Below are 23,473 nucleotides of genomic sequence, written 5' to 3' on the forward strand. Positions count from 1 at the left end.
TATCTGCCGCGGTGCGCGCCGGAAAGCAAACGATGGTACACACCGCTGAACGTGAACAGCCGGTGGCGGTTGCAATGATCCAGGAGTGGCTCAGCTTCAGCCTGCTCTCGCTCTCCGCGATCTTCTTCGTCGTGGACCCGATGGGAGCCATCCCCATCTTCATTGCCATGACGCGGAACGATCCACCCGAGAAGCGGCGGGACATGGCGCGCCGCGCCGCCATCGCCGCCTTCTTCGTCCTCACCACTTTCGCAGTCGCGGGAACGCTGATTTTCAAGGTGTTCGGCGTCACGTTGGGCGCATTCAAGGTGGCCGGCGGCGTGCTCCTCCTGCTCACCTCGATCGAGATGTTGCGTGCCCAGCCGCAGCGCACGCGCGTCACCCCCGAGGAGGCGCAGGAGGGCCTCGAGAAGGAGGACGTGGCGATCTTCCCGCTCGCCATCCCGCTGCTCGCCGGTCCTGGCTCGATCGCCACGGTGACCGCGCTGATGGGCCGCGCCGGCCGCAAGCTCTTCGCCGTGCCGGTGATCGCTTCCATCGCGCTGACCTGTATCGCGAGCTACCTGATGCTGGTGGCCGCGGATCGCATCTCGCGGTTCCTCGGCGTGACCGGTTTGAACGTCATGAACCGTGTCATCGGCCTGATCATCGGGGCGCTGGCCGTACAGTTCATGTTCGACGGGGTGCGCGATACGTTCCCGGGGCTCGGCGATTGAGAGGGGCGCTGGCGGCGCTGTTGTGCTCGGCGTGCGCGCTGCCCGTGGTGAGCGCGGGCACCTTCCTGCCGGCGGGCGATCTGGAATCGGGTGACGTCCACGCCAGCATCTCGCTGGAGACCGGGCGCGTACTCGCGGGGCCGAGCGACATCCACGATCTGCCGGCGACTCCGGCGGAGGCGGAGCAGTACGAAGTCTCCACCTGGGTAGCCTCCGACGTCTCGCTGCGGTGGCAGGTCGCCCCGCGAATCACGCTCGAGGGCCAGATCAAGCTCACCAACCCTGTCGTTCCGTTCACGCCGACCCTCGCCGGCGGCGCCGTGGGCGTCCGCGTGCGGCTGCGGCAACGGCCGCCCGAGGGAGGGGTTTCGCTGGAGATCGGTGCGCGGGTTGTGGGCGTCGGCGCGGAGCAGCGCATCGAGCGCAGCGCGAGCGGGCGTTCGCAGATCGACGTCTGGAACTACCGCTCGCTGGGGATCGAGCTTCCTGCCGTGGCCAGCTACCGGGTCAATCCGCTCTTCGCGGTGACCGCGGCGCCCTTCTTGCGGGCATACTGGATTCGCGCCTGGCACGACGAGATCGTGGGACTGATCACGTCGCGGGCGGGGACGTTGCAGTGGTCGCCCGTTCTCTCGGCGGGGTTTGGCGCCGCCGCCGCCTTCGATCTCGGTCCCGTCCAGCTTTCCCCTGGCGCGGCAATCGAGCTGGCGACGAAACCGGGCCCCAACGCCGCCACCCATTTCCTCTTCGAGCCGGGCGTTTCGGTGGGGACGCGCTTTTGAACTGGGCAGCGGTCGCCGCCGAGTACGTCGTCTTCTGGCTGATCCTGCCGCTGCTGCTGCTGCATCCGCGGGTGCGGCAGGGCATCCGGGTTCGTTTCGGCTTCTACGACCCCGCGCCGTCGCTCCGCGAGGGCCCGCGCATCTGGCTGCACGGTGCATCCGCAGGAGACGTGCTCGGGCTCGTGCCCATCGTGAAGGAGCTCAAGGCGCTGCGGCCGGACGCCCGCATCATCGTCTCCGCGATCACGGATTCTGGGGCGTCGATGGCCCGTCAGCGGCTCGTCGCCCAGGGGCTCGCGGATCTGGCGACGTTCCTCCCTTACGATCTCCCCGGCGCCTGCCGCCGCGCGATTGCGGCGCTGCGCCCCGACGTGCTGGTGCTCGAGTACACCGAGCTATGGCCGCAGCTGATCGCCGCGGCGTCCGAAGCGCAGGTGAGGCTCGCGCTCACCAACGGCCGGCTGCGCCCGCGCAACGTCCCGCGCTACCGCATCCTCTTCCGGCTGGCGGGCAATCTCCTGGAGAGGTTCGACGTCCTGATGATGCGCGCCGAAGACGAGGCCGAGCGCGCGCTGCTGCTCGGTGCCCCGCGAGAACGGGTGCACGTCACGGGGAATACCAAGTTCGACGCGCTCGCCGTCAGCGTGCCCGAGCAGGAGGATGCGTCGCTGAGGCAGGCGCTCGCGCTGGGCCCGGAGCGGCTCTGGGTCTGCGGATCGACGCACGAAGGCGAGGAAAGCGGCCTCCTGCGCGTCTTCGCGGTCCTCCAGAAGGAGCATCCCGACCTGCGCCTGTTGATCGCGCCGCGGTACATCGAGCGGGCGCAGCGGGTGCTCGGCCTGGCGCGCTCCCTGGGACTGCGCGCGCGCCTGCGTTCGGAGCCCGGCGGGCCGGAGCCGGTGATCGTGCTCGACACCATTGGAGAGCTGGTTCGCGCCTACCAGCTCGCCACGGTGGTGTTCGTCGGTGGAAGCTTCGGCCGCCGCGGGGGCCAGAACATCCTCGAGCCGGCGGCTTGCGGGAAGCCGGTGCTGTTCGGACCGCGGATGGAGAATTTCCAGGACAGCGTGCAGGTGCTCGTCGGGCGCGGCGGCCTTCAGGTCAAGGACCCGGTCGCGCTGCTCCGCCTGATGCGCGATCTGCTGGCGCGGCCCGAGGAGATTCGCAAGCTCGGAGAGCTGGCGCGCGAGGCGGTCTCTTCCGTGCGCGGCGCCTCCGCCCGCGACGCCCGCCTGATCGCGGAGCTCTTGCCGTGAACTTCTGGTGGCGGTCCGATCCGCCTGCCTGGTCCGCGCCGTTGCAGGCGCTGTCGCCCCTCTATGCGGCCGGCGCCGCCGTCCATCGCGCGATCTCGCGCCCGGTCCAGGCCTGCGTTCCGGTGATCTCGGTCGGCAACCTCACGGTGGGAGGCGCGGGAAAGACGCCGGTGACGCTCTGTCTCGCGCAGCGGCTCGCCGCACGCGGCCGCAAGCCGGCAGTGCTCAGCCGCGGTTACGGCCGGCGTTCGCGCGAGCCGCTCGAAGTGACCGTGGATGCGGCAGTCGAGGCAGCCGGCGACGAGCCGCTGCTGCTGGCCCGCCGCGGGTGCAGGGTATTCGTCGGCCCGCGGCGAGCAGCTCTCGCGCAGCTTGCCGTCCAGCGCGGCGCCGACGTGCTGCTGCTCGACGACGGTCTGCAGCACCACGCCCTCGCCCGCGACCTCGACGTGATCGTCGCCGACGCTTCCAATCCGTTCGGCAATGGCCGAGTGCTGCCGGCGGGGCCGCTGCGGGAGCCCGTTTCCGCGCTTCGCCGCGTCCGGCACGGCCTCGTCTGGCTGACCCGCTGCGAGCTTCCGCGCGATCCACGCACCGCCGAGCTGCGCGCCTTTCCCGCCGTCGAGAGCACGTACGACGCCAATGCCGATTTGCGCGGCAAGCGCGTCTTCCTCTTCGCCGGGATTGCCCGACCGGAGCGCCTGCTGCAGACGGTGCGCGCGCTGGGCGGCGAGATCACCGGCGTGCGGTGGTTTCGCGACCATTACCCGTTCACTCCCGAAGATCTCGCAGCCCTCCGCCGGCTCGCCGGCGGAGCCCTGCCGGTGACGACCGAGAAGGATCTGGTCCGGATCGCGGATCCCGCCGGCATCGTCGCCGTGCGCGTCGACGTCCGCATCCTGCGCGGCGAAGATGTTCTCGACAGTGCTCTCGAGGAGGTGCTTTGAGGCAGGCGTTCTTGCGGCTTGGGGAGTGGCTCGGAGTGCTGGCGTGGGTCCTGCGCATCCGGCGCGCGGTCGCTCTCGACGGCCTCCGCCGCGCATTTCCCGCGCTCAGCGAAAGGAAGCGGGAGAAGATTGGCCGCGCCAGCTACGTTCAGCTCGGCCGGAGCCTCGCCGAGATCCTGCTGCCGGTGCGGGACGAGGAGCTCGCGCGCTCCGTCCGCTTCGACCCGTGGGAGTTGCTGCACCCGGGACCCGGGCCGGAAGGCGTGGTAGCAGCCGTCGCTCATTTCGGAAATTTCGAGCTGGAGGCACGGGCCGCGGCCCGTCGTGGCCTGAAGCTCACCATCATTGCGCGCACCCTGCGGGACGTGTTCGGCCGTTGGCTGGTGGCGGATCGCGCGCGCACCGGCGTCGGTCAGATCGCCGACAGCGGATCCACCGGGGCCGCGTTGGCGGTCCTGCGCCGCGGAGAGGTGCTCGGCGTCGCCATCGATCAGAACATGCGGGCAAGCCGGGGCATCTTCGTGGACTTCTTCGGTGACAAGGCCTGCACCACGCCCGCCGCGGCCATTCTGGCGTTGCGGACCGGCGCGCGCCTGGTTGCGGTGTTCCCCGTCCGCCAGCCGGACGGCACGTTCGTGGTGAAGGTGCGGGGCCCGTTCACCACGCGCCTCTCCGGCCACGCGGCGGTCGTCGACCTGACGGAGCAGCTGACGCGGACGGTGGAAGAGGAGATCCGCCTCCATCCGGACCATTGGTTCTGGGTCCACCGTCGGTGGAAGACGCGTCCCGAAGTGGCACCAGCGAGTGAAGTGTGAGAGGAAGCGCCGCATGAACGCGGACCTCGCGCAGCTTCTGGAAAGATTTCCCCGCGCGCGAATCGCAGCCATCGGCGATCTGGTCGCCGACGAGTTCGTCTACGGCGAGACCGACCGCATCAGTCGCGAAGCGCCGGTGCTGATCGTCCGCTACGAGTCTGCCGAGCTGAAGCCCGGCTGCGCGGCCAACGCGATCATGAACCTCTGCGCCCTGGGGGCGCGCGTGCAGGCCATCGGGCTGATCGGCGACGACGAGATCGGCCGGAGGCTTCGGGCGCTGCTGCGCGAGGGCGGCGCCGACGATTCCGCGGTCCTCGCCGTCGACGGCCCGACCTCCACCAAGACTCGCGTCCTCGCGGGCGGGAAGAACACCCGCCGCCAGCAGATGCTCCGCATCGACCGGGACGGCCCGCGCCCTCCCGGAGCGACGCTGTCGCAGAAGTTGATCAGGGCGCTCGCCCAGGCGGCGGCGAAGTGCGACGCGGTCCTCGTCTCGGACTACGGGCTCGGTCTCTTCACGCCGGCGGTGGTGGACGCCGTCCGTTCCGTCGCGGCGCAGGGCCGCACCGTGTGCGTCGACGCGCGCTCCGGAATCGCGCGGTACCGCGGCGTCGCCGTGGCGAAACCCAACGAGGTCGAGCTGGAGCAGGCCGTCGGGCGCGCCATCGGCGACGACCCCGGCGCGCTGGAGGAAGCCGGACGCGAGCTCTTGAAGACCCTCCGCGCCGAGGCGCTCCTGGTCACCCGCGGCCGCAACGGCATGGCCTTGCTGCGGCCCGGTTCTCCTACCGCTCTCGTCCCGGTGCACGGGTCCGCCGACGCCGTGGACGTGACGGGCGCGGGGGATACGGTCATTGCCGCGGCGACTGCCGCGGTCGCGGCGGGAGGAGATCCGGTGCAGGCGATGCGCATCGCAAACGTCGCCGGCGCCCTCAAGGTGCTGAAGCCGGGGACCGTCCCGGTCTCCGCCGCAGAGCTGCGCGCGGAGCTGAAGCGCGCCGAGGTCGCGCAGCCCACCGTCGTCGTAGCGCCGCGCGCGGCCTCCCGGGGGCGAAGGTGATCTGCACGCTGGCAGAGGCGCAGTCGTTTCGAGAGGACGCCCGCAAGCGCAGCGCCGTCGTCGCCGTGGCAAACGGCGCGTTCGATCTGCTGCACGTCGGCCACGTCCGCTACCTGGAAGCGGCGAAGCGCGCCACGAAGGGCGGATTCCTCATCGTCGGAGTGAACACCGACGATTCCGTCCGGGCGGCGAAAGGGAAGGGGCGGCCGGTCGTCCCGGAGCGCGAGCGCGCCGAGATCGTGGACGCGCTCCGCTGCGTCGATCGGGTGGTGCTCTTCGCAGAGCCCACCGCCGCGGAGCTGCTGATGGCGCTGCGGCCGGATCTGCACGTCAAGGGAACGGATTACACACCGCAGACCGTGCCGGAGCGGGAGCTGGTGGCGAGCTTCGGAGGTCGCACCCTGGTCGCCGGAGACCCCAAGGACCATTCCAGCACCGACCTGATCGCGCGTCTGAAGACGCTGCCCCGGACGTGACGCGGCTTTCCGCAACCATCATCGCGCAGGACGAAGAGCGGGACGTCCCCGGCTGCATCGAATCCTTGCAGGGCTTCTGCGACGAGATCCTGGTCGTCGACGGGGGCTCGCGCGATCATACCCGCGAGCTTGCCGCACGGCTCGGCGCCCGCGTCCTCGAGCGGCCCTTCGACGATTTCGCCCGCCAGCACGAGTTCGCGCGCACGGAGGCGCGCGGAGAATGGGTGCTCTCCATCGACGCGGACGAGCGGGCCTCACCGGAGTTGCGCACCGCGGCGTTCGGCGCGGCAGCAGCGTACGCGTTGCCGTTCAAGAACCATTTCCGCGGCGTGTGGCTCCGCCACGGCGGGTTCTGGCCCGACCGGCACGTCCGTCTCTTCCGCCGCGACGCTTGCCGGTACGATCCCCGGCGCACCGTGCACGAGAAGCTGATCGTCACCGGGCCGATCGCTCGACTCGACGCTCCGATCCTCCACTACACCTACGATTCGCTCGCCGACTGCCTCGCCAAGATGGAGCGCTACGGCGAGCAGGCGGCGCGGATGCTCCACGCGCAGGGAGCTCGGGCGGGTGCGTGGGACGTCGCCTTCCGCCCGCTCTGGCGGTTCGTGCGCGGATACCTGCTGCGGCTCGGCTTCCTCGACGGCGCCCCCGGCGCCGCGATGGCGTGGGCGCGGGCGTACGAGGCGTTCCGCCGTTACGCTCTGCTCTGGGAGCTGTCGCGTTTTTCGTGATATCTCGCGTCCATGCCGGTGGCGCCGGAGCTCAAGGAGATCCTCGCCTGCCCCAAGTGCAAGGGCGAGCTGGAGTTCCGCGAGGAGAAGAAGGAGATCGTCTGCAAGGCGTGCAAGCTGGTGTACCGCATCGAGGACGACATCCCCGTCATGCTCGTGGACGAGGCGAAGCCGCTGCAGACGTGACGCTCGCGGAGAAGCTCGCCGCCCGCCCGCCACCTCGCGTCCTGGTGGTCCAGACCGCATTCCTCGGCGACACGGTCTTCACGTCCGCGCTCTTCAACGCGCTGGCCAGGCGGTTTCCCGACGCCGCCATTGACGTCTGCGTCGCGCCTCGGGGAAGCGACGTGGCCCTGGCCTTTCCCGGAGTCAACCACGTTCACGTGTACGACAAGCGCGGCGCGGATTCCGGGATCGGCGGGCTGCGGCGGATTGCGCGCCGCCTCGCCACCCGGCAGTACCCCCTTGCCGTGCTTCCGCACCGGTCGATGCGCACGGCGCTGCTCGCCCGGCTCGCCGGGATCCCCGAGCGCATCGGGTTCGCCGGCAGCCCGGCTTCGCTGCTGTACACGGTCCGGATCGGCAGTACCGAGACGGCCTTCCTCCGGCGCGAGGCGGATCTCGCGCGCGCCCTGGGCGCGTCTCCGGGCCAGATGCGTCTCGCTGCGCGGACGGAGTGGCTGCGGTCGGCGCGCGCCGCTCTTGGCGAGGCCGCGGGAAAGCCGATTGCGGCGATCTGCCTGGGCTCCGAATGGGCGACGAAGATCTGGCCCGCCCGCCACGTCGCCGATCTGGCCCGCAGGCTCGCGGCAGCAGGCCTGCGACCAGTGCTCCTCGGCGGTCCCCGGGAGCGCGGTCTGGCGCGCGAGATCGCCACTGCCGCGCAGTGCGTCGACACCACCGGAAACTCCATCGGCGAAGCGCTCGCCATTCTCTCGCTTTCCGCGCTCGCCGTCGGCGGCGATACGGGACTGGTCCACGCCGCTCGCGCACTGGGAATCCCGACCGTCGCCGTCTTCGGACCCACCCCCTCGGGCGTCCATGCCTTCGGTGCGCGAGAGCGCGCGGTGTCGCTCGGCCTGTCCTGTTCGCCGTGCAGCGTTCACGGGTCGGCTCGTTGCCCCCTCGGACATCACCGTTGTCTGGACGATCTGCACGCTGCGCAGGTCGCGCTCGCCTGTCAGGAAGTGCTCGCCTGATGGACGCGCGCCTGGATCCGCCGCCGGGAGGCGGCGTGCGCCTGATCGCGCGGCTCGCCCATCGTATCCTTCCACTTCCGGAATCGGCGCCTGCCCCCGACGAGATCCGCAGCGTGCTGGTCGTGCGCACCGACGATCGCGTCGGAAACGTCCTCTTGACGTTGCCGCTCGTCCGCGCCCTGCAGCGCGCGCTCCCGCGTGCGCGGGTGGACTTCCTGATCGCGGCGCGAAAAACGTACGTGGTCGAAGGCTTGAGGGACCTCCACCTCGTACGGTTCGAAAGGCGCGCCGGGCCGTTCGCCTGGTTCCGGTTCCTGCGGGGACTGCGCGGACGGTACGACGTCGCGATCGACGCCGCACACTGGCACGCGTTCTCCCTCACCTCGGCGTTCCTCTCGCGTTGGGCGGCGAGCCGCTGGGTGGTGGGCTCCGATCGCGGTCCGGCTCGCCTCTTCTATGGAGGAATCGCGTCGTTGCCGCCGCCCGGAGCGACCGACGTGTCGGCAAAGCTGCTGCTGGGTTCGCCGCTGGGGCTCAGCCTGTTGCCGTCTCCGCTCGAGACTGCGCTCGGCCGCGGACCGTCGCCCGTTCCGGGCAGGTACGCCGCGCTCAATCCGGGCGCGCGCAAGCACGACCACCGATGGCGGGCCGGTGGATTCGCGGCCCTCGCGAAGGGGCTCGAGCAAGCGCATGGGATCCGATCGGTCGTCTTCTGGGGCCCCGGCGAAGGCCCGGTCGCGCAGCAGGTCGTCGCGGAAGCGAACGGATCGGCGGAGCTGGCGCCGCCGACCGACCTCGACCAGCTCGCCGCGGCGTTTCGCGCGGCCGCGCTGGTGGTGACGAACGACACCGGGCCCATGCACCTCGCCGTGGCCTGCGGTGCGCCGGTGGTCGCCGTGTTCCTCCATGCAGACGGATTGCGCTGGGCGCATCCGGGGCCACGCTTCGAAGCGGTCGTCGCGCCCGCCGACGAGATGCCGCTGCTCGCGGCGGCCGGACGTCTCCTTGACAGGGCGCGTCGCCCGGCACAACCTGCCCATTCTCTGGAGGAGCCCCGTTGATCCGCTCGATGACCGGCTTCGGCGCGGGACGCGGCGAGGCCGGCGGCGAGACGGTCTCGGTGGAGTTGCGCGCGGTCAACGCCAAGTTCTGCGAGGTGAAAGCGCGCCTGCCGCGGGAGTTGGCCGCGCTCGAGCCTGAGCTGGTGAAGAGCATCAAGTCCCGGATCAGCCGGGGCGCAGTGGACGTCTTCGTGCGTCGGGAAACCACCGCAGCGCGCGGGCCCGCTCCGCGCGCGGACCTGGCGCTGGCCGCCGCCTATGCAAAGGCGTTTCGCGACCTGAAGGATTCACTCGGGTTGGCCGGCGAGCCCAGCGTGCAGGATCTCGCGGCGATGGACGGGGTGATCTCGCTCGGGGAGGCCGCGCCGGATCTGGAGTCCGCCGCTGCCGCGCTGCAGCACGGGCTCGCGGCAGCCATCGAGGCGCTCGACGTGATGCGCCGGCGCGAAGGGGAAGCGCTGGCGCGGGATCTCTCCGCGCGGCTCGACAACGTCGAGAAGGGTGCGCGCGAGGTGTCCCGGCTCGCCCCGCTCCAGATCCAGGCGGTCCGCGAACGCCTGTCGACGCGCATCGCCGAGTTGACGCAAGGCGTCCCGCTCGATCCGGCGCGGCTGGCCCAGGAAGTGGCGCTGTTCGCCGACCGCACCGACGTGGCCGAGGAGCTGACGCGCCTTGGCAGCCACATCAGCCAGGCGCGGGGGCTCATCCGGTCGGAAGCGCCGGCAGGGCGGAAGCTGGAGTTCCTGGTCCAGGAGCTGAACCGGGAGATCAACACCATCGGCTCCAAGTCGCAGCAGGCGGCGATCGCGGCCGTCGTGGTGGAGCTGAAGTCGGAGCTCGAGCGGGTCCGCGAACAGGTCCAGAACGTCGAATGACGCCTCTGCTGCTCATCCTCAGCGCGCCATCGGGGACGGGGAAGACGACGCTCGCGCGCCGGCTGGTGGCGGCGCATCCAGGAGCCGTGTTTTCGGTCAGCTACACGACGCGGCCGCCGCGCGGGGACGAGAAGGACGCGGTCGATTACCACTTCGTCGGCAAAGACCGCTTCCAGAAGATGATCGCCGAGGGCGCGTTCGTGGAATGGGCGCATGTTCACGGCCACGACTACGGTACGCCGCGGACGTCCATCGCCGCGGCCAAGGGCCTGGTCGTGTTCGACATCGACGTGCAAGGGGGCCAGAACATCAAGAAGCAGCATCCCGAGGCGGTGCGGGCACTGATCCTTCCGCCAAGCCTCGCGGAACTGGAGCGCAGGCTGCGCGCCCGCTCGACCGACGATGAGGCCGCAGTGCGGCGCAGGCTGCACGCTGCGCGCGTCGAGATCGGTCTCGCCATCTCCGCCGGATACGAATACTGGGTCGTGAACGAGGACCTGGAGCGCGCGTACCAGGATCTGGAAGCCATCGTACGCGCGGAGGAGTGCCGGGCCGGAAGGCGGCCGCTGGCGGCCGATTTGACGCGTTGAGACGACTGCGTTTGCAAAATTTTCCGTCGACGCTCAACGACGATGGCGAAGGGGTGGAAAAGCTCGCCGACTTCATGACCTTCCTCGCCCCGCCTCCGCGGGGAGCGCAGAGCTTCGTCACCGACCACGGCAACCGCGTGGCAGCGGCCATCGGATGTCTCGATTGCCACACGCAGACGCTGCGCACAGGGCCGAACGCGGTGAAGGCGCTGAACGAAGTTCTCTACCACCCGTTCTCCGACTTCCTCCTCCACGACATGGGCTCCCTCGGCGATGGGATCACCCAGAATCGCGCGACCGGAAGGCTGATGCGGACGCAGCCGCTCTGGGGCCTGCGCTCGCAGACGCAACTCCTCCACGACGGTCGCGCGCACACCGTCGCCCAGGCGATTCGCGGCCATGACGGGCAGGCGAGGGCGGCTCGACTGAAATTCGAGCGCTTGTCCGCCTTCGACCGGCGCGCGCTGCTGGCCTTCCTTGAATCCCTCTAGCCGCTGCCGCACCGCAAGGTGCGGCTGTGCGGCTATTGCTTGAGGCTGTGCCTAAGGTCGCTGCCCCGAGCGCTGGAGCAGCTCGGCGAGATGGTCCTTCCAGGCAGCCGCGTTGGTGTGCGTGCCGTGGCCCCGGGTCTGCGGCCCGATCGGCAACACGATCGCCTTGCCTCGACGCACGCGCCGGATCTCCCGCTCCAGGATGCCCAGCTCCGGTGGATTCACCTCGTCGTCGGCCGAGTTGATGGCCGTCACCGCCGTATCGATCCTTTCCAGGCCCGCCGACGGGTCGTAATCGCGCGACGCTTCGAAGGCGTAGAGGAAGTCGTTTGCGTCGGTGGTCGCCAGCCGCTTCGCCATCCATTCGTCGGCGAATCTGTCCGCCGCGTCGCGCGAAGCAGCCTGCGACTGGAGCGGAACCGCAGCGCTTCCCATGAAGAAGAGGACCTCGAGGGCGCCGCGCAGGCCCGCCAGCGGCTGCTGCCGATACTCGCCGCCGTTCCAGGCGGGATCCTGCCGGATCGCGTCCGCCGCCAGCTTCCGCAGCACGCGATTGCGCCCGGCGATCTGCACCGGCAGGCACGCCAGCGCGAGCGCAGCGTCCATGAACTTCGGCTGGGTTTCCGCCCAGAGCCACGAATGCATGCAGCCCATCGACGTGCCGACGATCAGCCGCAGATGGCTGACGCCCAGCTTCTCCACCAGCAGGCGGCGCTGCGCCTCCACCATGTCGGCATAGCCGTAGTGTGGAAAGCGCGCGCGCAGCGCGTCGCTCGGCTTCGACGACCCTCCGTGGCCGATACCATCCGGAAGGATGATGAAGTGCTTTGCCGCGTCCAGCAGTTGGCCGGGCCCGAAGAGCGCGCCGGCGAAGGAGTCTCCGAGGAACTGGGCGCCGCTGCCGGTCGTCCCGTGCAGGACGAGCACCGCCGGCGAGCCCGGCGTCCCCAGGGTGCGGTAGTGTAGCCGCAGCTCCGGGAGCGTCTCTCCAGAGGCGAAGTGGAACTCCCGCACGACGAAGTCACCCTCGCTGACCGCGAGTGCCACCGCCAGCAACGCAAGCATGGGCGCAGCCTGCCACGCCCTGTTACTGTGCGCACCGTGCCGCGCATCCACCTGCTCGATGCCAACCTCGCGAACCAGATCGCCGCCGGCGAGGTGATCGAGCGTCCGGCGGCAGTCGTAAAGGAACTGGTGGAGAATGCACTCGATGCGGGCGCCAGCCGGATCGAGGTCGACCTCCAGGATGGCGGGCGGCGCCTGATCCGGGTGCGCGACGACGGCTCCGGGATGGGCCGCGAAGACGCCGCCTTGAGCCTGCAACGCCACGCGACCAGCAAGCTGCGCAGCAAGGACGATCTGTTCGCCATCGCCAGCTACGGTTTTCGCGGGGAAGCGCTCCCGAGCATGGCCGCGGTGAGCCGGTTCTCGCTGCTCACTTGCGAGCCCGGCGCGCTGAGGGGAACTCGCATCGAGGTGGACGGCGGCTCGGATCCCAGCGTGTCCGACGCGGGCGCGCCCGCGGGGACCACGGTGGAAGTGAGGGACCTCTTCTGGAACGTGCCCGCGCGCCGCAAGTTCCTGAAGAAAGCGCCTGCGGAGCAGGCGCAGTGCGTCGACGCCGTCCTCCGGCTTGCCCTGCCCAGACCCGCCGTGACGTTTTTCGTCCGCGAGGGCGACCGCGGTCTCGCGCAGCTTTACGCCGGCGCCGATGTGCTCGCGGCGCGCGCGGAGGAGGCGCTCGGGCGCGAAGTGCGGGACCGGCTCGTTCCCTTCACCGGACAAGCGCGCACGATCCGGGCGCAGGGTCTCGCGGTCTCCCCCGCGGTCGAGTACGGCAGTGCGCGAAACGTCTGGCTGTTCGTGAACGGGCGCGCCGTCCGCGATCGCTCGCTGACCCACGCGGTGCTGCGGGCGTACGGCGAGCTGATGCCCCATGGCCGCTACCCTGGCGCCATCGTCTTTCTCGAGGTGCCGCCGGCGGAGGTGGACGTCAACGTCCATCCGGCGAAGGCAGAGGTGCGCCTCGCCGACGCGAAGGCGGCCTGGGAGGCGATCTACGAAGGGCTGACCGGAATCCTGGCGCGCGGTGACTGGATGCCGCGCCGCCAAGGCACCGCGGCGGCAATTGCGCCGGCGCGGGTCTACCCGTTGGGCCATCCGGCCGACCGCGTCGCCGAAGCGATGGAGCGGTACGGCGCCCGGATGCCGGCGACGTGGTGGATGCCTCCTTCGCAGGCGGCCGCGCCGGTAGCCGGAGGCGAGCGGCACCCCGAGCTCGTCACCCGGCCGCGGTACTTCGGCGGGCTCCGCTATCTGGGCCAGCTCCACCGCACCTACCTGGTCTGCGAGGGTCCGCAGGGGTTGGTGCTCATCGATCAGCACGCCGCGCACGAGCGGATGAATTACCAGCGCCTGCGCGGCGGAGCTGCAAGGGCTGCGCTGCAGCCGCTGCTCGTGCCGCAAGTGGTAGAGCTGACCGCGTCGGCAGCGGCCCGCGTCGCGGAAGCAGTCGAGATGCTCGCCTCGATCGGCGTCGAGCTGGAGCCCTTCGGCGGGACCAGTGCGGTGGTGAAGACGCTGCCGCCGCCGCTGGCGAAGCTGGACGAGACCGCGCTCGGCGCGCTTTTGACCGATCTCGCCGACGAGCTGGCTGCTCGGGGGCGCGGCGACTCGCTCGAGCGCCTGCGCGACGCGCTTCTCGCACGCGCCGCCTGCCACGGCAGCGTCCGCGCGCACGACGCCCTCACCGCTCCGGAAGCGCAGGCGCTGCTCGACGCGCTGGACGAGACGGATTACGGGGCGCGCTGCGCCCACGGCAGGCCGGTCGTGGCGGAATGGACGGAGGCAGAGATCGAGCGTCGCTTCGGGCGTGACTACGCCTCGCACGCACACGCGGCGCCGCCCGAAGCCGTCTGAAATGGGACGCCCGCTACGCCGCGGTGCGCATTATGATGGGGCAAAAGGAGCCGTCCATGCAGGTTGCCGTCGAGGGAATCGTCGACACGCTCCGGCGGGTGCCGCCCGCCCGGTTCCAGCCCGGAGAGGTGTGCGCGCGCCTGCGCGGCCTTCTGCTCGATCCGGCCACGCTGCAGCCGTATCTGCATTTCTCGCCCCGCCGGTACACCCGCAACCTGATCTATCGCGACGAGATCTTCGAGCTCGTCGCCCTTTGCTGGGAGCCCCAGACCCAGAGCCCCATCCACAACCATTCCGGGCAGCTCTGCTGGCTTTCGATCCAGCGAGGCGCACTCCGGCTGGAGAACTTCAAGAGCCTCGACGGCCCCGGCCCGGGCGAGGGCATTCGCCTGCTGCCGAACGGCGGCATCCCTCGCGCGCCGGAAGGCGTCCTCGATCTCCAGCAGGGAGAGAACGGCATCCACCGCGTCTCCAACCCCTTCGACGAGCGCGCCGTCAGCCTGCACGTCTATTCCCGGCCGTATGACACCTGCATCGCGTACGATCCCGTGGCCCGCACCGCGCGCGAAATGCGCCTGCGGTACCACTCCGTCGGAGGCGAGCTCGTGGGCGGTCCGCCGGAGCAGATGCAGTGAGGCGCTTGGCGCCGATCGCGCTGGCGCTCGCGGCTTGCGCCCACAACTCTTCCGGCAAGGACGCCCGGTCGGGGCTCGAGGTGCAGGATGCCGTCCACGGCGTGCGCTATTCGCTGCCCGCCGCTCCGGATACGTGGCAGGTCACCCGCGAAGGAACGGCGCGATCGGTGTCCGGCGTGGAGACGGAAGTCAGCTCGTTCCCGCTGGCAAAGCCCGGCTCGCCGCAGCAGTGCCGCGACTATGCACGGACCCGCCTGGCGTCGAAGAAGGATCCTCCGGCCGATCGTCCTGCGACGGCGCCGGATGCGCCGCGGGACGAGGCGTCCTCGGACGAAGGGATGGTCACCTGGAGCTTCACCACCGGCGCCTCTTCCGCGCCGGTGCGAAACCGGTGGGCATTCTTCGCCCGCAATGCCGATTGCCTGGTCCTCTACGTGACTGGTCCGAAGGACGATCCGTTCGCCGGCAAGACCTTCGAGACCGCCGCGAAGACCTTCCACGTGCTGCCGCTGCCCGCCGATCGCCAGCGCGAGGTCGACCTTCTCGCCGGCATGGGCTTTCTCGAACGGCGCGATCCCGGATCGGCGCTGGAGCGCTTCGAGACCCTGACCAGCCGCGAGCCAGACAACGCGAAGGCCCACTTCGGCGCCCTGATGGCTGGATTCGAGATGGGCCAGCAGGCCTACGCACGCGCTCTCCCGCACGGGAAGCTCGCCCTGCGCTCGGAGCGCGATCTCACGCCCGAGCAGCGCCACCTCGCGCTGCGGGCGGTCGGCGTGATGCAGCTCGCGGAAAACCACGTCCGGGAGGCGGCGGAGACGCTGGCGGAGCTGGTGGTGCGCGCGCCCGACCTCGCAGAGGGCCAATACAACTATGCCTGCGCGCTGGCGCGCCTCGGGGACGCGCCCGCCGCCATCGACCACTTGCGCGCGGCCCTGCGTCTCGACGGCGACCTCGCCTCGCACGCGCGTCAGGACGAAGACCTCAAGTCGCTGCGCGGCAGCGCCGCGTTCGAGCAGCTCACCGGTTCCGCGAAGTAGCCAGCGCGCGCTCGAAGTCGACATGGAACTCGACTTCCAGGGCCTCCGGGTCGATTCCCGGCCAGCGCGTGGCGACTTCGAGGCGCGCGACGTCGGGCGCCATCTCGACGGGGTCGCCTACATACGCCCACTCCCCGTCGGAAGGGAACGCCGCGCCCTCCAGCAGCAGCGCGAGGCGCTCGCCGATCGGGTCGAAATAGAAGCCAGTCGCGGGTGCGGAGGCCATCGGCGAAATGAATGCACACGAAATGAAAATGGAGAACAGGTCGAACTTCTGTATCTTACCGCAGATGCGTCTCACCCTGGCAGCGCTCCTGGCCGCCACGTCCGCCGCTGCCGCGGTCCCGGAGAAAGGCGAAGGGAGCATCACCCTGTCCGGCGGCGCCCGCGCGCTCGTTCCGGGCAACTCCGCGTACCTGACCGAGCAGGGCGCTACGCACAGGCTGGTGCAGCCCGGCGGGATGGTCTCCTTCGGGTACCAGTACGACGAAGAGCTGCACTTCAAGATCGAGCTCGGATACCTCACCGACCGCTACCGCATCGCCGGTGGCGACCTCCAGGTCCGGAGCATTCCTATCCTGCTCGCGCTGGATACTGCCCTGGTGAAGGGCCGGAGCTTCACGTTCTACGGGGGCGGCGGCATCGGGTACTCGCTGAACACCGGTTCGCGCGCCGGCGTCGACAACGAGGCGAACTCGACAGCCGGATACGTCGCCCTCGGACTGCGCCTGCAGATCGCCGGCGCGCTCGCGGCGGTGATCGAGGAAAGGTACACGCTGGCCAGCGCGCAGGTCGATCCCCAGAGCAAGGAGCGCCTCAACGTCGGCGGCAACCTCCTCTCGATCGGCCTGATGTTCCATTTCCTCGAGCCGGATGACAAAGGAAAGCCGACCGCCCCATAGCAGCAACGCGCAAAAGACACGTGCGCCGAAGTCTCCTCCATGGGATGCTCCGCCGGAGCCCAAGCGTTCAGGGAGCCAGATGCCGATGACCGATGAGACCAGCTCTACCCGCAGCGTGCCCCCTCATGTGGAATCCGCCGGCCGCGACGGCGACCTCTCCACGCTGCGCAAGGAACTGATCGAGGCGCGAAACCTGGTCATCAAGACCGACAACCTGCTGAAGAACCTCCATGCCGAGCTCAAGCAGATGGGGCGCAAGCATGAAGAGCAGGAGAAGCGTCATTGGATGACCAGCGTCACTGCCTACATCGGCTTCGCCGTCATCGCCGGCGCCGGCGCCATCGCCTACGCGAACGCCGAAGTTCGCACCGCTCGCAGCGACGCGCAGGCCAACGAGGCGCGCGCCGCCGCGCTGCAGAAGGACGCGGAGAGGATCAAGGCCGCCGACCAGACGCGGCGCGAGGCGTCCGACAAGGCGCTCCGGGTCTACGAGCTCCTCGCCAGCGAGAAGGAAGGCGCCGGTCTCAACCAGGCGATGACGCAAGCCATGCACCTCGACCGCGGGCAGATGTCCGCCCTGGAGGCCCGGGCCATCGACGATCGCGCCGCGGGCATGAAGCGGCAGCTGGCAGAGGCCGCGCGCAGCTCGGGGGAGTCGGCCTTCCGGCGGCAGGACTGGAAAGCGGCTTCCCAGGACCTCGGGCGCTACGTCGAGCTCGAGCCCAAGGTGAACGACGGCATGATCTGGTACCACCTGGGCAGCGCGCGCATCCAGACCAAGGAGTACCAAGGCGCGCTCCACCCGCTGGAGGCGTTCCTCAAGAGCACCGGCGGTACCAAGACGGCGCAGTACGCGGGGTTGCTGCTCGGCCAGGCGTATGAGGAGGTCGGGAACGGGACCCGCGCCCGCGAAGTCTACGAGCGCGCGCTTTCACTCTATCCCGGCAGCGAGTTCGCCACGCAGATCCGGAACCGCCTGCGCAAGCTGGCGGCAGCGACCGCCCCACTCGGCACCCCGCCGGCCACGGCGGCGGCGCCCAAGCCGTAACGATCGCGCAAGAGCCGGTTCACCGGCTGAACCATCTGACGCCCGCTTCGGCAGCCGGCACTACCGCCCTTTCAACTCGCGCCTTGCCTGCGCCAAGGCTTCCTTCACCTTGCGCGCTTCCTCCGCGGCGTCCGCTCCCGAGCGCGAGAGGAGCCGCCTCAACTCCTCGATCCCGTCCAGCGCGTCCGATAGCGCCCGCGCTGCCGCGTCGCCGCTCGAGTCGAGGCGGCAGCGCTGGCTGACGCTGTCGAGGTCGTCCTCCCACCGCCGCGCCCACGCATCCCACTCGCGTGCCAAGGCGCCGCCCTCGAGCCCGCCGGGCGCCGGTTGCACCGCGCGGGCCGAGATCTGCGCATACAGCCGCTCCACGTCGTCGAGGCAGGCGGTGGGGTTCTGCTGCGCCGTAGCCTCGCGCCTGTGGCCATAGAGGTCGCCGACCACGCTGCGGATGAGTTGCAGGAAGAGAACGGAGCAAACGGCCCCGTAAGCGCAGTACATCGCGATGCGATACGGCTTCAGCGCAGGGTCGCGCGGCACCCGCAGGGTCTAGCTTGGGAGCGCGGACCGTTCAAGGCCCGACGACGGGCTGCGCGACGTCCGGAAGCACGACGTCGTAATGGCCCAGCGAGTCCGTCCGCGCGCTGCCGAGCAGGACGCTGTGCGCGCTGGAATCGAGGGAGAAGAAGCTGACCATCGCGTTGGTCACCACGGCGTCCGGGCCGCCCGGCGAGACCCGGCCGGTGACGACGCCCCCGACCGGAAGCGGTTGCGACATCCGTATGGACTCCATCGAAGAGTCTTGCGCGTCAGTCGCGTAGAGGGTGACGCCGACGACGGTCCGCGGGAGACGGACATCCGGCGGCGGAACGATCTCGAACCGCCAGCTTCCTGCATCTCCGACGAACCGAAAAACGCCGAAGGCGTCGGTGGACGTCGTGCTGGCCGCGCGCGTGGGGATCAGGCCGTCGGCGATCCGCGTCGCGACAATCTGGAAGTTCTGGCCGACGGCCTTGCCATTCGGGCCCAGGATCTGGCCGAGACGGCGCAGCTTCGCAGGGCAGTTGAGCTCGAAGGCGGTGGCCAACGGCAAAGTGACCGGCTTCGAGGCGGAGACGCCGGGCGAGGTGGCGTCGGTGGGCGGCGCCGCCTGGACGAAATAGTCGCCTTCGCGCAGCGCAATGGCCGCCTCGCCGATGTCCGCGACGACCGAGCGCGCCAGCGTCCACGCCGTCCCTGCGCTGCGGACGTAGATGCGCGCGGATGGAACGAGCTCGCCGGCGCCGTCGACGACCCTGACGGTCAGCGTTGCCGGCGGGGGGAGCGGTAGAGCGACGGTCGTCGCATACGGCACCGGCGGGTAGGTGGGAAACGGATCGAGCGCCGGCTGCACGGATCCACCATCGGCATCGATGCCAGGGCCGATCTGCAGCCAGAACGGCAGCGCGTCCGGCGGAAGCAGCAGCGAATACCCCGCGTTGGCGTCCGAAACGGAAGTCGCCGACAGAGCGACACCCTCGGAATCGATCGCCGTGACGCTCGCTCCGGGGACCGGCCCGCCGTCTTCGCTCACGATCAGGCCGCCGTGGTACGTCGTCAGCGTGGCTGCTGCCGGCAAGGCGAAATCGAGAGAGGGAGAGGCCGTCGTGTCCAGCGGTCCGGCGCGCAGCGGCGGCAGGGGCGCCGGCGGCAGCACCCGAACCTCCCAGACCCCTTGCGGAACCCGGGGCCGATAGACGCCGGATGCGTCGGTGGTCGCGACGACCTGCTCGACGCGGTCGGGAATCACCGGCAGATGATCGGTGAAGACGACCGTGCCGCCGTCGACGCCACTGCCATCCTGTGTGACCGTTCCGCTTCCGGAGAGCGGCGCCGTCAACGAGAAGTCGTTGAGGACGCTGGCGCGCAGGTCCACCTGCTGCGTCCGGACCGCGAATTGCGAGCCGTTCGGAGGCCTCACTTCCACGCGAACGACCGAAAGGTTTGCGGCAGGAGGACGGCATTCGCCGAGGAAGCAGACATTCGCGCTGGAGCATTGCCCGCTGCTCGTGCACGCCGAGGTGCCGACGCGAGGTTCGCGCAGCGAGCACGCCGCGAGCACGGCCGCCAGCGGGAGCGCGCGCTTCACTGGCATACCCGGAGCGAAGGCGGCGTCGATGGACAGTTGCCGGAGATCTGCTCGAGATGGAGGTCGATGACGAACTTGTAGGACGCTGACGCGTACCCTTGCTTCATCGCGCGGTTCGGCAGGGACGGCGACGCGTCATCGAATCCGCCGTTCTCCGCGATGACCAGCTCCACCACGTGCAGGCCGCTGCTGCCGGCACCGGCGGTAGCGGCGTCGAACTTGAACACGTTGGTCAGATCCCGCCTCGTCTGCGTGACGTCCTCGAAGTTCCCCAGAAGGATCTCCGAGGGGGCGGCGGGGCGGGTCGAAGGTGGATTCGACGTGTCGTAATCGACGAACCAGCGCGCCTCCAGCGTCACCGTGGAGTCCTGCTCGTCCACCGTGATCCGGTCGAACTCCAGTTGACAATGGCAGGGCGGCGAGGAGGTCACGTCGCTCGCGCCCTGCTGATACAGGGTGAGCACGCGGGGCTGGAGGTAGTCAGGGATGTTCTCAGGGCCAATCTGCGGGGGCACGTGCGGCGATGCGACGATCGCATCGACCGTCTGCGGGATCAGGCACCCTGCCTGAGCGCACACGAGCACGCCCCATGTCGACGCAAGCGCCGCGCCACGGGCGAAACGCCGGAAAAACGGCCTCCTGCAAGCCGCCAACGGGTGCGACGACGGCTCCCTCCGCGACATTTCTGTCACTGCTCGTCCAGCGAATCGTCCGGAGGAAGCGTCTCGCCGCGCTTCTCCGCCTCCATCCGCTCCAGGTGCCGGAAGATGGTTCGCGGGTCCACTCCCAGGTCTTTCGCGGTCTTGGTGCGGTTCCCGCCGTTCCGCTCCAGGACCTCGTTGATGTAGCGCTTCTGCCACTCGTCGCGCGCCTCGGCGAGCGGCAGGATGGGCTCGAGCTGCTCGGGCCGCAGCTCCAGGTCGTCGGGGCTGATCAGCGGCCGATCCGCGAGGACCACCGCCTTCTTGATGCGGTTCTCCAGCTGGCGGATGTTGCCGGGCCACCGGTAGCGCTTGATCGCGACGAGCGCCTGCGGCGAGAAACCCTTCACCTTGCTGCCCAACTCGCGGACGGCCCGCCCGAGGAACCACTTGGCGAGCATCGCCGCGTCCTCGCCGCGGTCCCGCAAGGCGGGCAGGTGCAGGTGGACGACGTTGATCCGGTAGTAGAGGTCCTCCCGAAAGCGGCCCGCCTTCATCTCCTCGTCGAGGTCCTTGTTGGTCGCCGCGACCACGCGGATGTCCACCGCCTCCGGCTTGTTCTCGCCGACCCGGGTCACCGCCCGCTCCTGCAGCGCCCGCAGCAGCTTGACCTGCAGCGCAACGGGCATCTCGCCGATCTCGTCGAGGAAGAGCGTGCCGCCGCTGGCGGCCTGGAAGCGGCCAGGCCGCGCCGCGACCGCTCCGGTAAAGGCGCCTTTGGCGTGCCCGAACAGCTCGCTCTCGAGGAGGTTCTCGGGAATGGCGCCGCAGTTGATGGCCACGAACGGGCCGTTCTTGCGCGGGCCGCGGCGGTGGATCTCGCGCGCGATCAGCTCCTTGCCGGTGCCGGTCTCGCCGGTGACGAGCACGCTGATGTCGGTGCCTGCCACCTTGTCGATCTTGCGGAAGATGTCGCGCATGGCGTCGCAGGAGCCGATGATGTCGCCGTAGGCGTGCTCGTCGAGGCGGTCCAGCAGAGCCTTCTTGTCCGCGCGCAGCTCATTGAGTTGCCGGCCCAGCTCCACCAGCAGGACCGCGGTGCTGCAGAAGCTGGTCGCCACCTCCAGCTCGCGGTCGGTGAACAGATTCGTCAGCTTGTCGTTTCCCACGTAGATGGCGCCGAGCATCTCGCCGCGCATCACCAGCGGAAGGCACATCACCGAGGCCAGCTTGAGATTGACCACGCTCTCGCTGGCGTTGAACTGCGAGTCGTGCAGGGCGTCCTCGATCCGCAGCGGCTGGCGCGTCTCCACCACGCGCCGGACGATGGTGTCGGAGAGGCTCTCGACCGCGTCGGCGACGTTCTCGCGCTGGAAGTTGCGGGCCTTGAGGACCTGCGGGATGCCGTCGTTGACGACGAGGACGAACCCCTTGTCCGCCCGGACCACCTCGATCAGCGCGTCGAGGAGCCGCGCGAGCGCCGAATCCACGCCAGGCTCGTTCGCGAGCTGCCGCGCGAATTGCGCGAGTCGCGAGGTCGCCAGCTCCGGACCGGAAAGGCCATCGCGGCGAAGCGCCACCGGCGGCTGAATTCGTTCGCCGCTCTGGAAGACCAGCTGCGTGCCGCCGAGCTCCATCGTGTCGCCGTCTGCCAGCGTGTGCTGCCCTCGCCGCTTCCCGTTCACCACCAGGTGGGCGCCCTCCAGCGCCGTAGCGATGAACGACTCGCCGTCGAACTGGATGGCCACGACGCCGCGGAGATCGGGAACGCGCACGTCGCTGTCCGGCGCAGCCGCGAGCGTGGTGAGCGGTTTCACCAGCGGAACGAAGGAGGGCGCCACACCCTCGGCGTGAACGACCAGCGTCGCCATCAGCGACCCTGCCCCGGCTGGAGGAGGCGGTCCGGGAGCTGTTCCTCGCCCTTGTAGTTCACGGCGGCGTGAATCGCGCCGCCCGCCCAGAGCGCATAGAAGATGGCCGCGCCGACCCACTTGACCACGTTGAGCCGGGCCGCGGTCTTGTAGGGCGTGCTGCCAGGACCGCGGTCGTCGAAGCGGCCGGTGGCATTGTCCCGCAACTGCTCGATGAGCAGCGCGCTGCCGGCGCTCGCCGCGCCGGCGATGAGCTGTGACGTGGCCAGGAAGATGCCCAGCTTCCGGTCGCCGTTCTGAATCTGGCCGATGCCGAAGGGCATCATCGTCACCCAGAATTCGTGCTGGATCACGCGCCGCTCGATCGACGGCGAGATCTGCGAGAGGCGCTTGCGTTCCTCTTCCAGCTCGCGCTGCCGCCTGCGTTCGGCCTCTTCCGCAGCCACCTTCTTCTGTGCTTCCTGCTCCGCGCGCTTCTGCGCCCGCAGCGGGGCGAGGCGCGGCTCCGCTTCCCTCTTCACCTGCTCGAAGAAGGAGACCGCCGTCGGCGGAACGTAGAAGGGATCGAGCTCCGCGTCCGGGTTGATGTACAGGTATTCGAGGAAGGCGCTGTACGCGTCTCCCTTGCGGCCCTGGTAGAAGAGGGAGAGCCCGAGCAAACGGTACGCCTCGGCGCGCATTTGTAGCGACTCGAAGCGTCCCGCTTCCAGGAGCGCCGAGAGCAGCTTCGAGGCTTGCGCGTAGTCGCCGTACTCGAAGGTGACCCGCGCGTGGTTCATGGCATCGATCGCTGCGCGCGAGTCTTCGTCCGACGGCGCAGGCTGCGCTTGCGAGAGGAGGATGACGGCGAGCAGCGCGATCATCAGGGCGTGGCCTGCGCGTAGTCGAGCTTGTTCACCGTACCGGCTTTCACGACGACGGACAGCTTGCGATCGCCGATGGTCACCGTCGCGGTCTCGAAGGGCTGCGTCATCGTGTACTTGAGCGGATTGGACGCAGTACCCACGAGCACCGATCCCTTCTCCTTGACGTCAACCACCACACGGGCATCCGGGGGTGCATTCAGCACCTTGAACTCCGCCGGCTTCGCCGCGCCGTACTCCAGCTTGTACATCTGGCCAGGCTGGTTCTTCGTGATCGTCAGGAGCTGGTCGTTGTCCTCGCAGCAGGTGTGGCGCACGAACACGCGGTGCGGACCCGGCGTGAGCTTGAGGGAGAAGAGGGTGCTGTCGCCGAGGTAACGTTTATCGACGGTGACCTCCGCGTGCTGGCGGACATGCAGCCTCACAT

The 23,473-nt window shown here is 69.7% G+C and carries 26 protein-coding genes; 19 read left to right on the forward strand and 7 right to left on the reverse strand.

Translation table 11 applies throughout. The features are described 5' to 3' along the window. Window positions 1-74: 74 nt before the first annotated feature. From E6J58_06550 to E6J58_06615, 14 genes are read left to right on the forward strand one after another with little or no spacing between them, the layout of a single operon-like run. Window positions 75-716 (forward strand): MarC family protein, encoded by a 642-nt coding sequence (locus E6J58_06550; protein ID TMB39869.1) that lies wholly within the window; start codon window positions 75-77, stop codon window positions 714-716. Beyond that, on the forward strand, window positions 713-1,498 hold the full coding sequence (locus E6J58_06555) for a hypothetical protein (GenBank protein TMB39870.1): 786 nt from the start codon (window positions 713-715) through the stop codon (window positions 1,496-1,498). The genes E6J58_06550 and E6J58_06555 overlap by 4 nt, the downstream gene beginning before the upstream one ends. Beyond that, window positions 1,495-2,754 (forward strand): 3-deoxy-D-manno-octulosonic acid transferase, encoded by a 1,260-nt coding sequence (locus E6J58_06560; protein TMB39871.1) that lies wholly within the window; start codon window positions 1,495-1,497, stop codon window positions 2,752-2,754. Before E6J58_06555 ends, E6J58_06560 begins: the two co-directional genes overlap by 4 nt. Before the next feature lie 41 nt (window positions 2,755-2,795). After that, entirely contained in the window at window positions 2,796-3,701 is a 906-nt protein-coding gene (lpxK, locus tag E6J58_06565) for a tetraacyldisaccharide 4'-kinase (protein TMB39896.1), read from the forward strand. Beyond that, window positions 3,698-4,516: a lipid A biosynthesis acyltransferase gene (locus E6J58_06570; GenBank protein ID TMB39872.1), complete on the forward strand. Its 819-nt coding sequence runs from the start codon at window positions 3,698-3,700 to the stop codon at window positions 4,514-4,516. The genes lpxK and E6J58_06570 overlap by 4 nt, the downstream gene beginning before the upstream one ends. 13 nt (window positions 4,517-4,529) lie before the next feature. Then, window positions 4,530-5,576, forward strand: coding sequence for a sugar kinase (locus E6J58_06575; protein TMB39873.1), 1,047 nt, complete (start codon window positions 4,530-4,532; stop codon window positions 5,574-5,576). Next, on the forward strand, window positions 5,573-6,052 hold the full coding sequence (locus tag E6J58_06580; protein ID TMB39874.1) for a D-glycero-beta-D-manno-heptose 1-phosphate adenylyltransferase: 480 nt from the start codon (window positions 5,573-5,575) through the stop codon (window positions 6,050-6,052). The genes E6J58_06575 and E6J58_06580 overlap by 4 nt, the downstream gene beginning before the upstream one ends. Then, window positions 6,049-6,786: a glycosyltransferase family 2 protein gene (locus tag E6J58_06585; protein TMB39875.1), complete on the forward strand. Its 738-nt coding sequence runs from the start codon at window positions 6,049-6,051 to the stop codon at window positions 6,784-6,786. The genes E6J58_06580 and E6J58_06585 overlap by 4 nt, the downstream gene beginning before the upstream one ends. A gap of 12 nt (window positions 6,787-6,798) precedes the next feature. Continuing rightward, window positions 6,799-6,972, forward strand: coding sequence for a Trm112 family protein (locus E6J58_06590; GenBank protein TMB39876.1), 174 nt, complete (start codon window positions 6,799-6,801; stop codon window positions 6,970-6,972). Next, window positions 6,843-7,985, forward strand: coding sequence for a lipopolysaccharide heptosyltransferase II (gene waaF / locus E6J58_06595; protein ID TMB39877.1), 1,143 nt, complete (start codon window positions 6,843-6,845; stop codon window positions 7,983-7,985). Before E6J58_06590 ends, waaF begins: the two co-directional genes overlap by 130 nt. Then, a complete protein-coding gene (locus E6J58_06600; GenBank protein ID TMB39878.1) occupies window positions 7,985-9,046 on the forward strand; it encodes a glycosyltransferase family 9 protein in 1,062 nt (353 codons plus the stop codon). Before waaF ends, E6J58_06600 begins: the two co-directional genes overlap by 1 nt. Further along, window positions 9,043-9,921 (forward strand): YicC family protein, encoded by an 879-nt coding sequence (locus E6J58_06605; protein TMB39879.1) that lies wholly within the window; start codon window positions 9,043-9,045, stop codon window positions 9,919-9,921. The genes E6J58_06600 and E6J58_06605 overlap by 4 nt, the downstream gene beginning before the upstream one ends. Next, complete coding sequence (locus E6J58_06610; protein TMB39880.1) at window positions 9,918-10,511, forward strand: guanylate kinase; 594 nt, start codon at window positions 9,918-9,920, stop codon at window positions 10,509-10,511. The genes E6J58_06605 and E6J58_06610 overlap by 4 nt, the downstream gene beginning before the upstream one ends. Before the next feature lie 53 nt (window positions 10,512-10,564). After that, window positions 10,565-11,002 (forward strand): hypothetical protein, encoded by a 438-nt coding sequence (locus E6J58_06615; GenBank protein ID TMB39881.1) that lies wholly within the window; start codon window positions 10,565-10,567, stop codon window positions 11,000-11,002. 51 nt (window positions 11,003-11,053) lie between these two features. Here E6J58_06615 and E6J58_06620 read toward each other — a convergent pair whose 3' ends face one another. Beyond that, the gene (locus E6J58_06620; protein ID TMB39882.1) at window positions 11,054-12,067 is read right to left on the reverse strand and encodes an alpha/beta fold hydrolase; all 1,014 of its coding nucleotides are present in this window, start codon (window positions 12,065-12,067) and stop codon (window positions 11,054-11,056) included. Between the two features lie 36 nt (window positions 12,068-12,103). Here E6J58_06620 and mutL point away from each other — a divergent pair, with 36 nt between their 5' ends. Genes mutL through E6J58_06635 form a run of 3 tightly spaced genes read left to right on the forward strand, consistent with a single transcriptional unit; the run spans window position 12,104 to window position 15,596 of the window. Beyond that, window positions 12,104-13,921, forward strand: a complete 1,818-nt coding sequence (gene mutL, locus E6J58_06625; protein ID TMB39883.1) for a DNA mismatch repair endonuclease MutL — start codon at window positions 12,104-12,106, stop codon at window positions 13,919-13,921. Between the two features lie 32 nt (window positions 13,922-13,953). Then, window positions 13,954-14,556, forward strand: coding sequence for a cysteine dioxygenase (locus tag E6J58_06630; protein TMB39884.1), 603 nt, complete (start codon window positions 13,954-13,956; stop codon window positions 14,554-14,556). After that, a complete protein-coding gene (locus tag E6J58_06635; protein TMB39885.1) occupies window positions 14,553-15,596 on the forward strand; it encodes a hypothetical protein in 1,044 nt (347 codons plus the stop codon). The genes E6J58_06630 and E6J58_06635 overlap by 4 nt, the downstream gene beginning before the upstream one ends. On the opposite strand, the gene E6J58_06640 is transcribed toward E6J58_06635, so the two are convergent. Next, complete coding sequence (locus E6J58_06640) at window positions 15,577-15,822, reverse strand: hypothetical protein (GenBank protein TMB39886.1); 246 nt, start codon at window positions 15,820-15,822, stop codon at window positions 15,577-15,579. The genes E6J58_06635 and E6J58_06640 overlap by 20 nt on opposite strands. Window positions 15,823-15,829: 7 nt before the next feature. On the opposite strand from E6J58_06640, the gene E6J58_06645 reads away from it, so the two are divergent. Both E6J58_06645 and E6J58_06650 read left to right on the forward strand, forming a co-directional pair. Next, the gene (locus E6J58_06645) at window positions 15,830-16,498 is read left to right on the forward strand and encodes a porin family protein (GenBank protein TMB39887.1); all 669 of its coding nucleotides are present in this window, start codon (window positions 15,830-15,832) and stop codon (window positions 16,496-16,498) included. An 85-nt stretch (window positions 16,499-16,583) separates the two neighbouring features. Further along, window positions 16,584-17,546 carry a tetratricopeptide repeat protein gene (locus E6J58_06650; protein TMB39888.1) on the forward strand — a complete coding sequence of 321 codons (963 nt, stop codon included), beginning with the start codon at window positions 16,584-16,586 and terminating at the stop codon, window positions 17,544-17,546. 60 nt (window positions 17,547-17,606) lie between these two features. Here the strand turns inward: E6J58_06650 and E6J58_06655 are convergent, their stop codons facing one another. The 5 genes from E6J58_06655 to E6J58_06675 all read right to left on the reverse strand — a co-directional run bounded on the left by E6J58_06655 (window position 17,607) and on the right by E6J58_06675 (window position 23,046). Further along, a complete protein-coding gene (locus E6J58_06655) occupies window positions 17,607-18,083 on the reverse strand; it encodes a hypothetical protein (protein ID TMB39889.1) in 477 nt (158 codons plus the stop codon). Window positions 18,084-18,114: 31 nt separating this feature from the next. Next, window positions 18,115-19,671 (reverse strand): hypothetical protein, encoded by a 1,557-nt coding sequence (locus E6J58_06660; GenBank protein TMB39890.1) that lies wholly within the window; start codon window positions 19,669-19,671, stop codon window positions 18,115-18,117. Beyond that, a complete protein-coding gene (locus tag E6J58_06665) occupies window positions 19,668-20,255 on the reverse strand; it encodes a hypothetical protein (protein TMB39891.1) in 588 nt (195 codons plus the stop codon). The genes E6J58_06660 and E6J58_06665 overlap by 4 nt, the downstream gene beginning before the upstream one ends. 104 nt (window positions 20,256-20,359) lie before the next feature. Next, the gene (locus E6J58_06670) at window positions 20,360-22,183 is read right to left on the reverse strand and encodes a GAF domain-containing protein (protein TMB39892.1); all 1,824 of its coding nucleotides are present in this window, start codon (window positions 22,181-22,183) and stop codon (window positions 20,360-20,362) included. After that, window positions 22,183-23,046 carry a hypothetical protein gene (locus E6J58_06675; protein TMB39893.1) on the reverse strand — a complete coding sequence of 288 codons (864 nt, stop codon included), beginning with the start codon at window positions 23,044-23,046 and terminating at the stop codon, window positions 22,183-22,185. Before E6J58_06675 ends, E6J58_06670 begins: the two co-directional genes overlap by 1 nt. Window positions 23,047-23,473 lie beyond the last annotated feature (427 nt).

This window comes from Deltaproteobacteria bacterium, from assembly GCA_005879535.1.
Classification (GTDB): Bacteria; Myxococcota; Myxococcia; order Myxococcales; family 40CM-4-68-19; genus 40CM-4-68-19.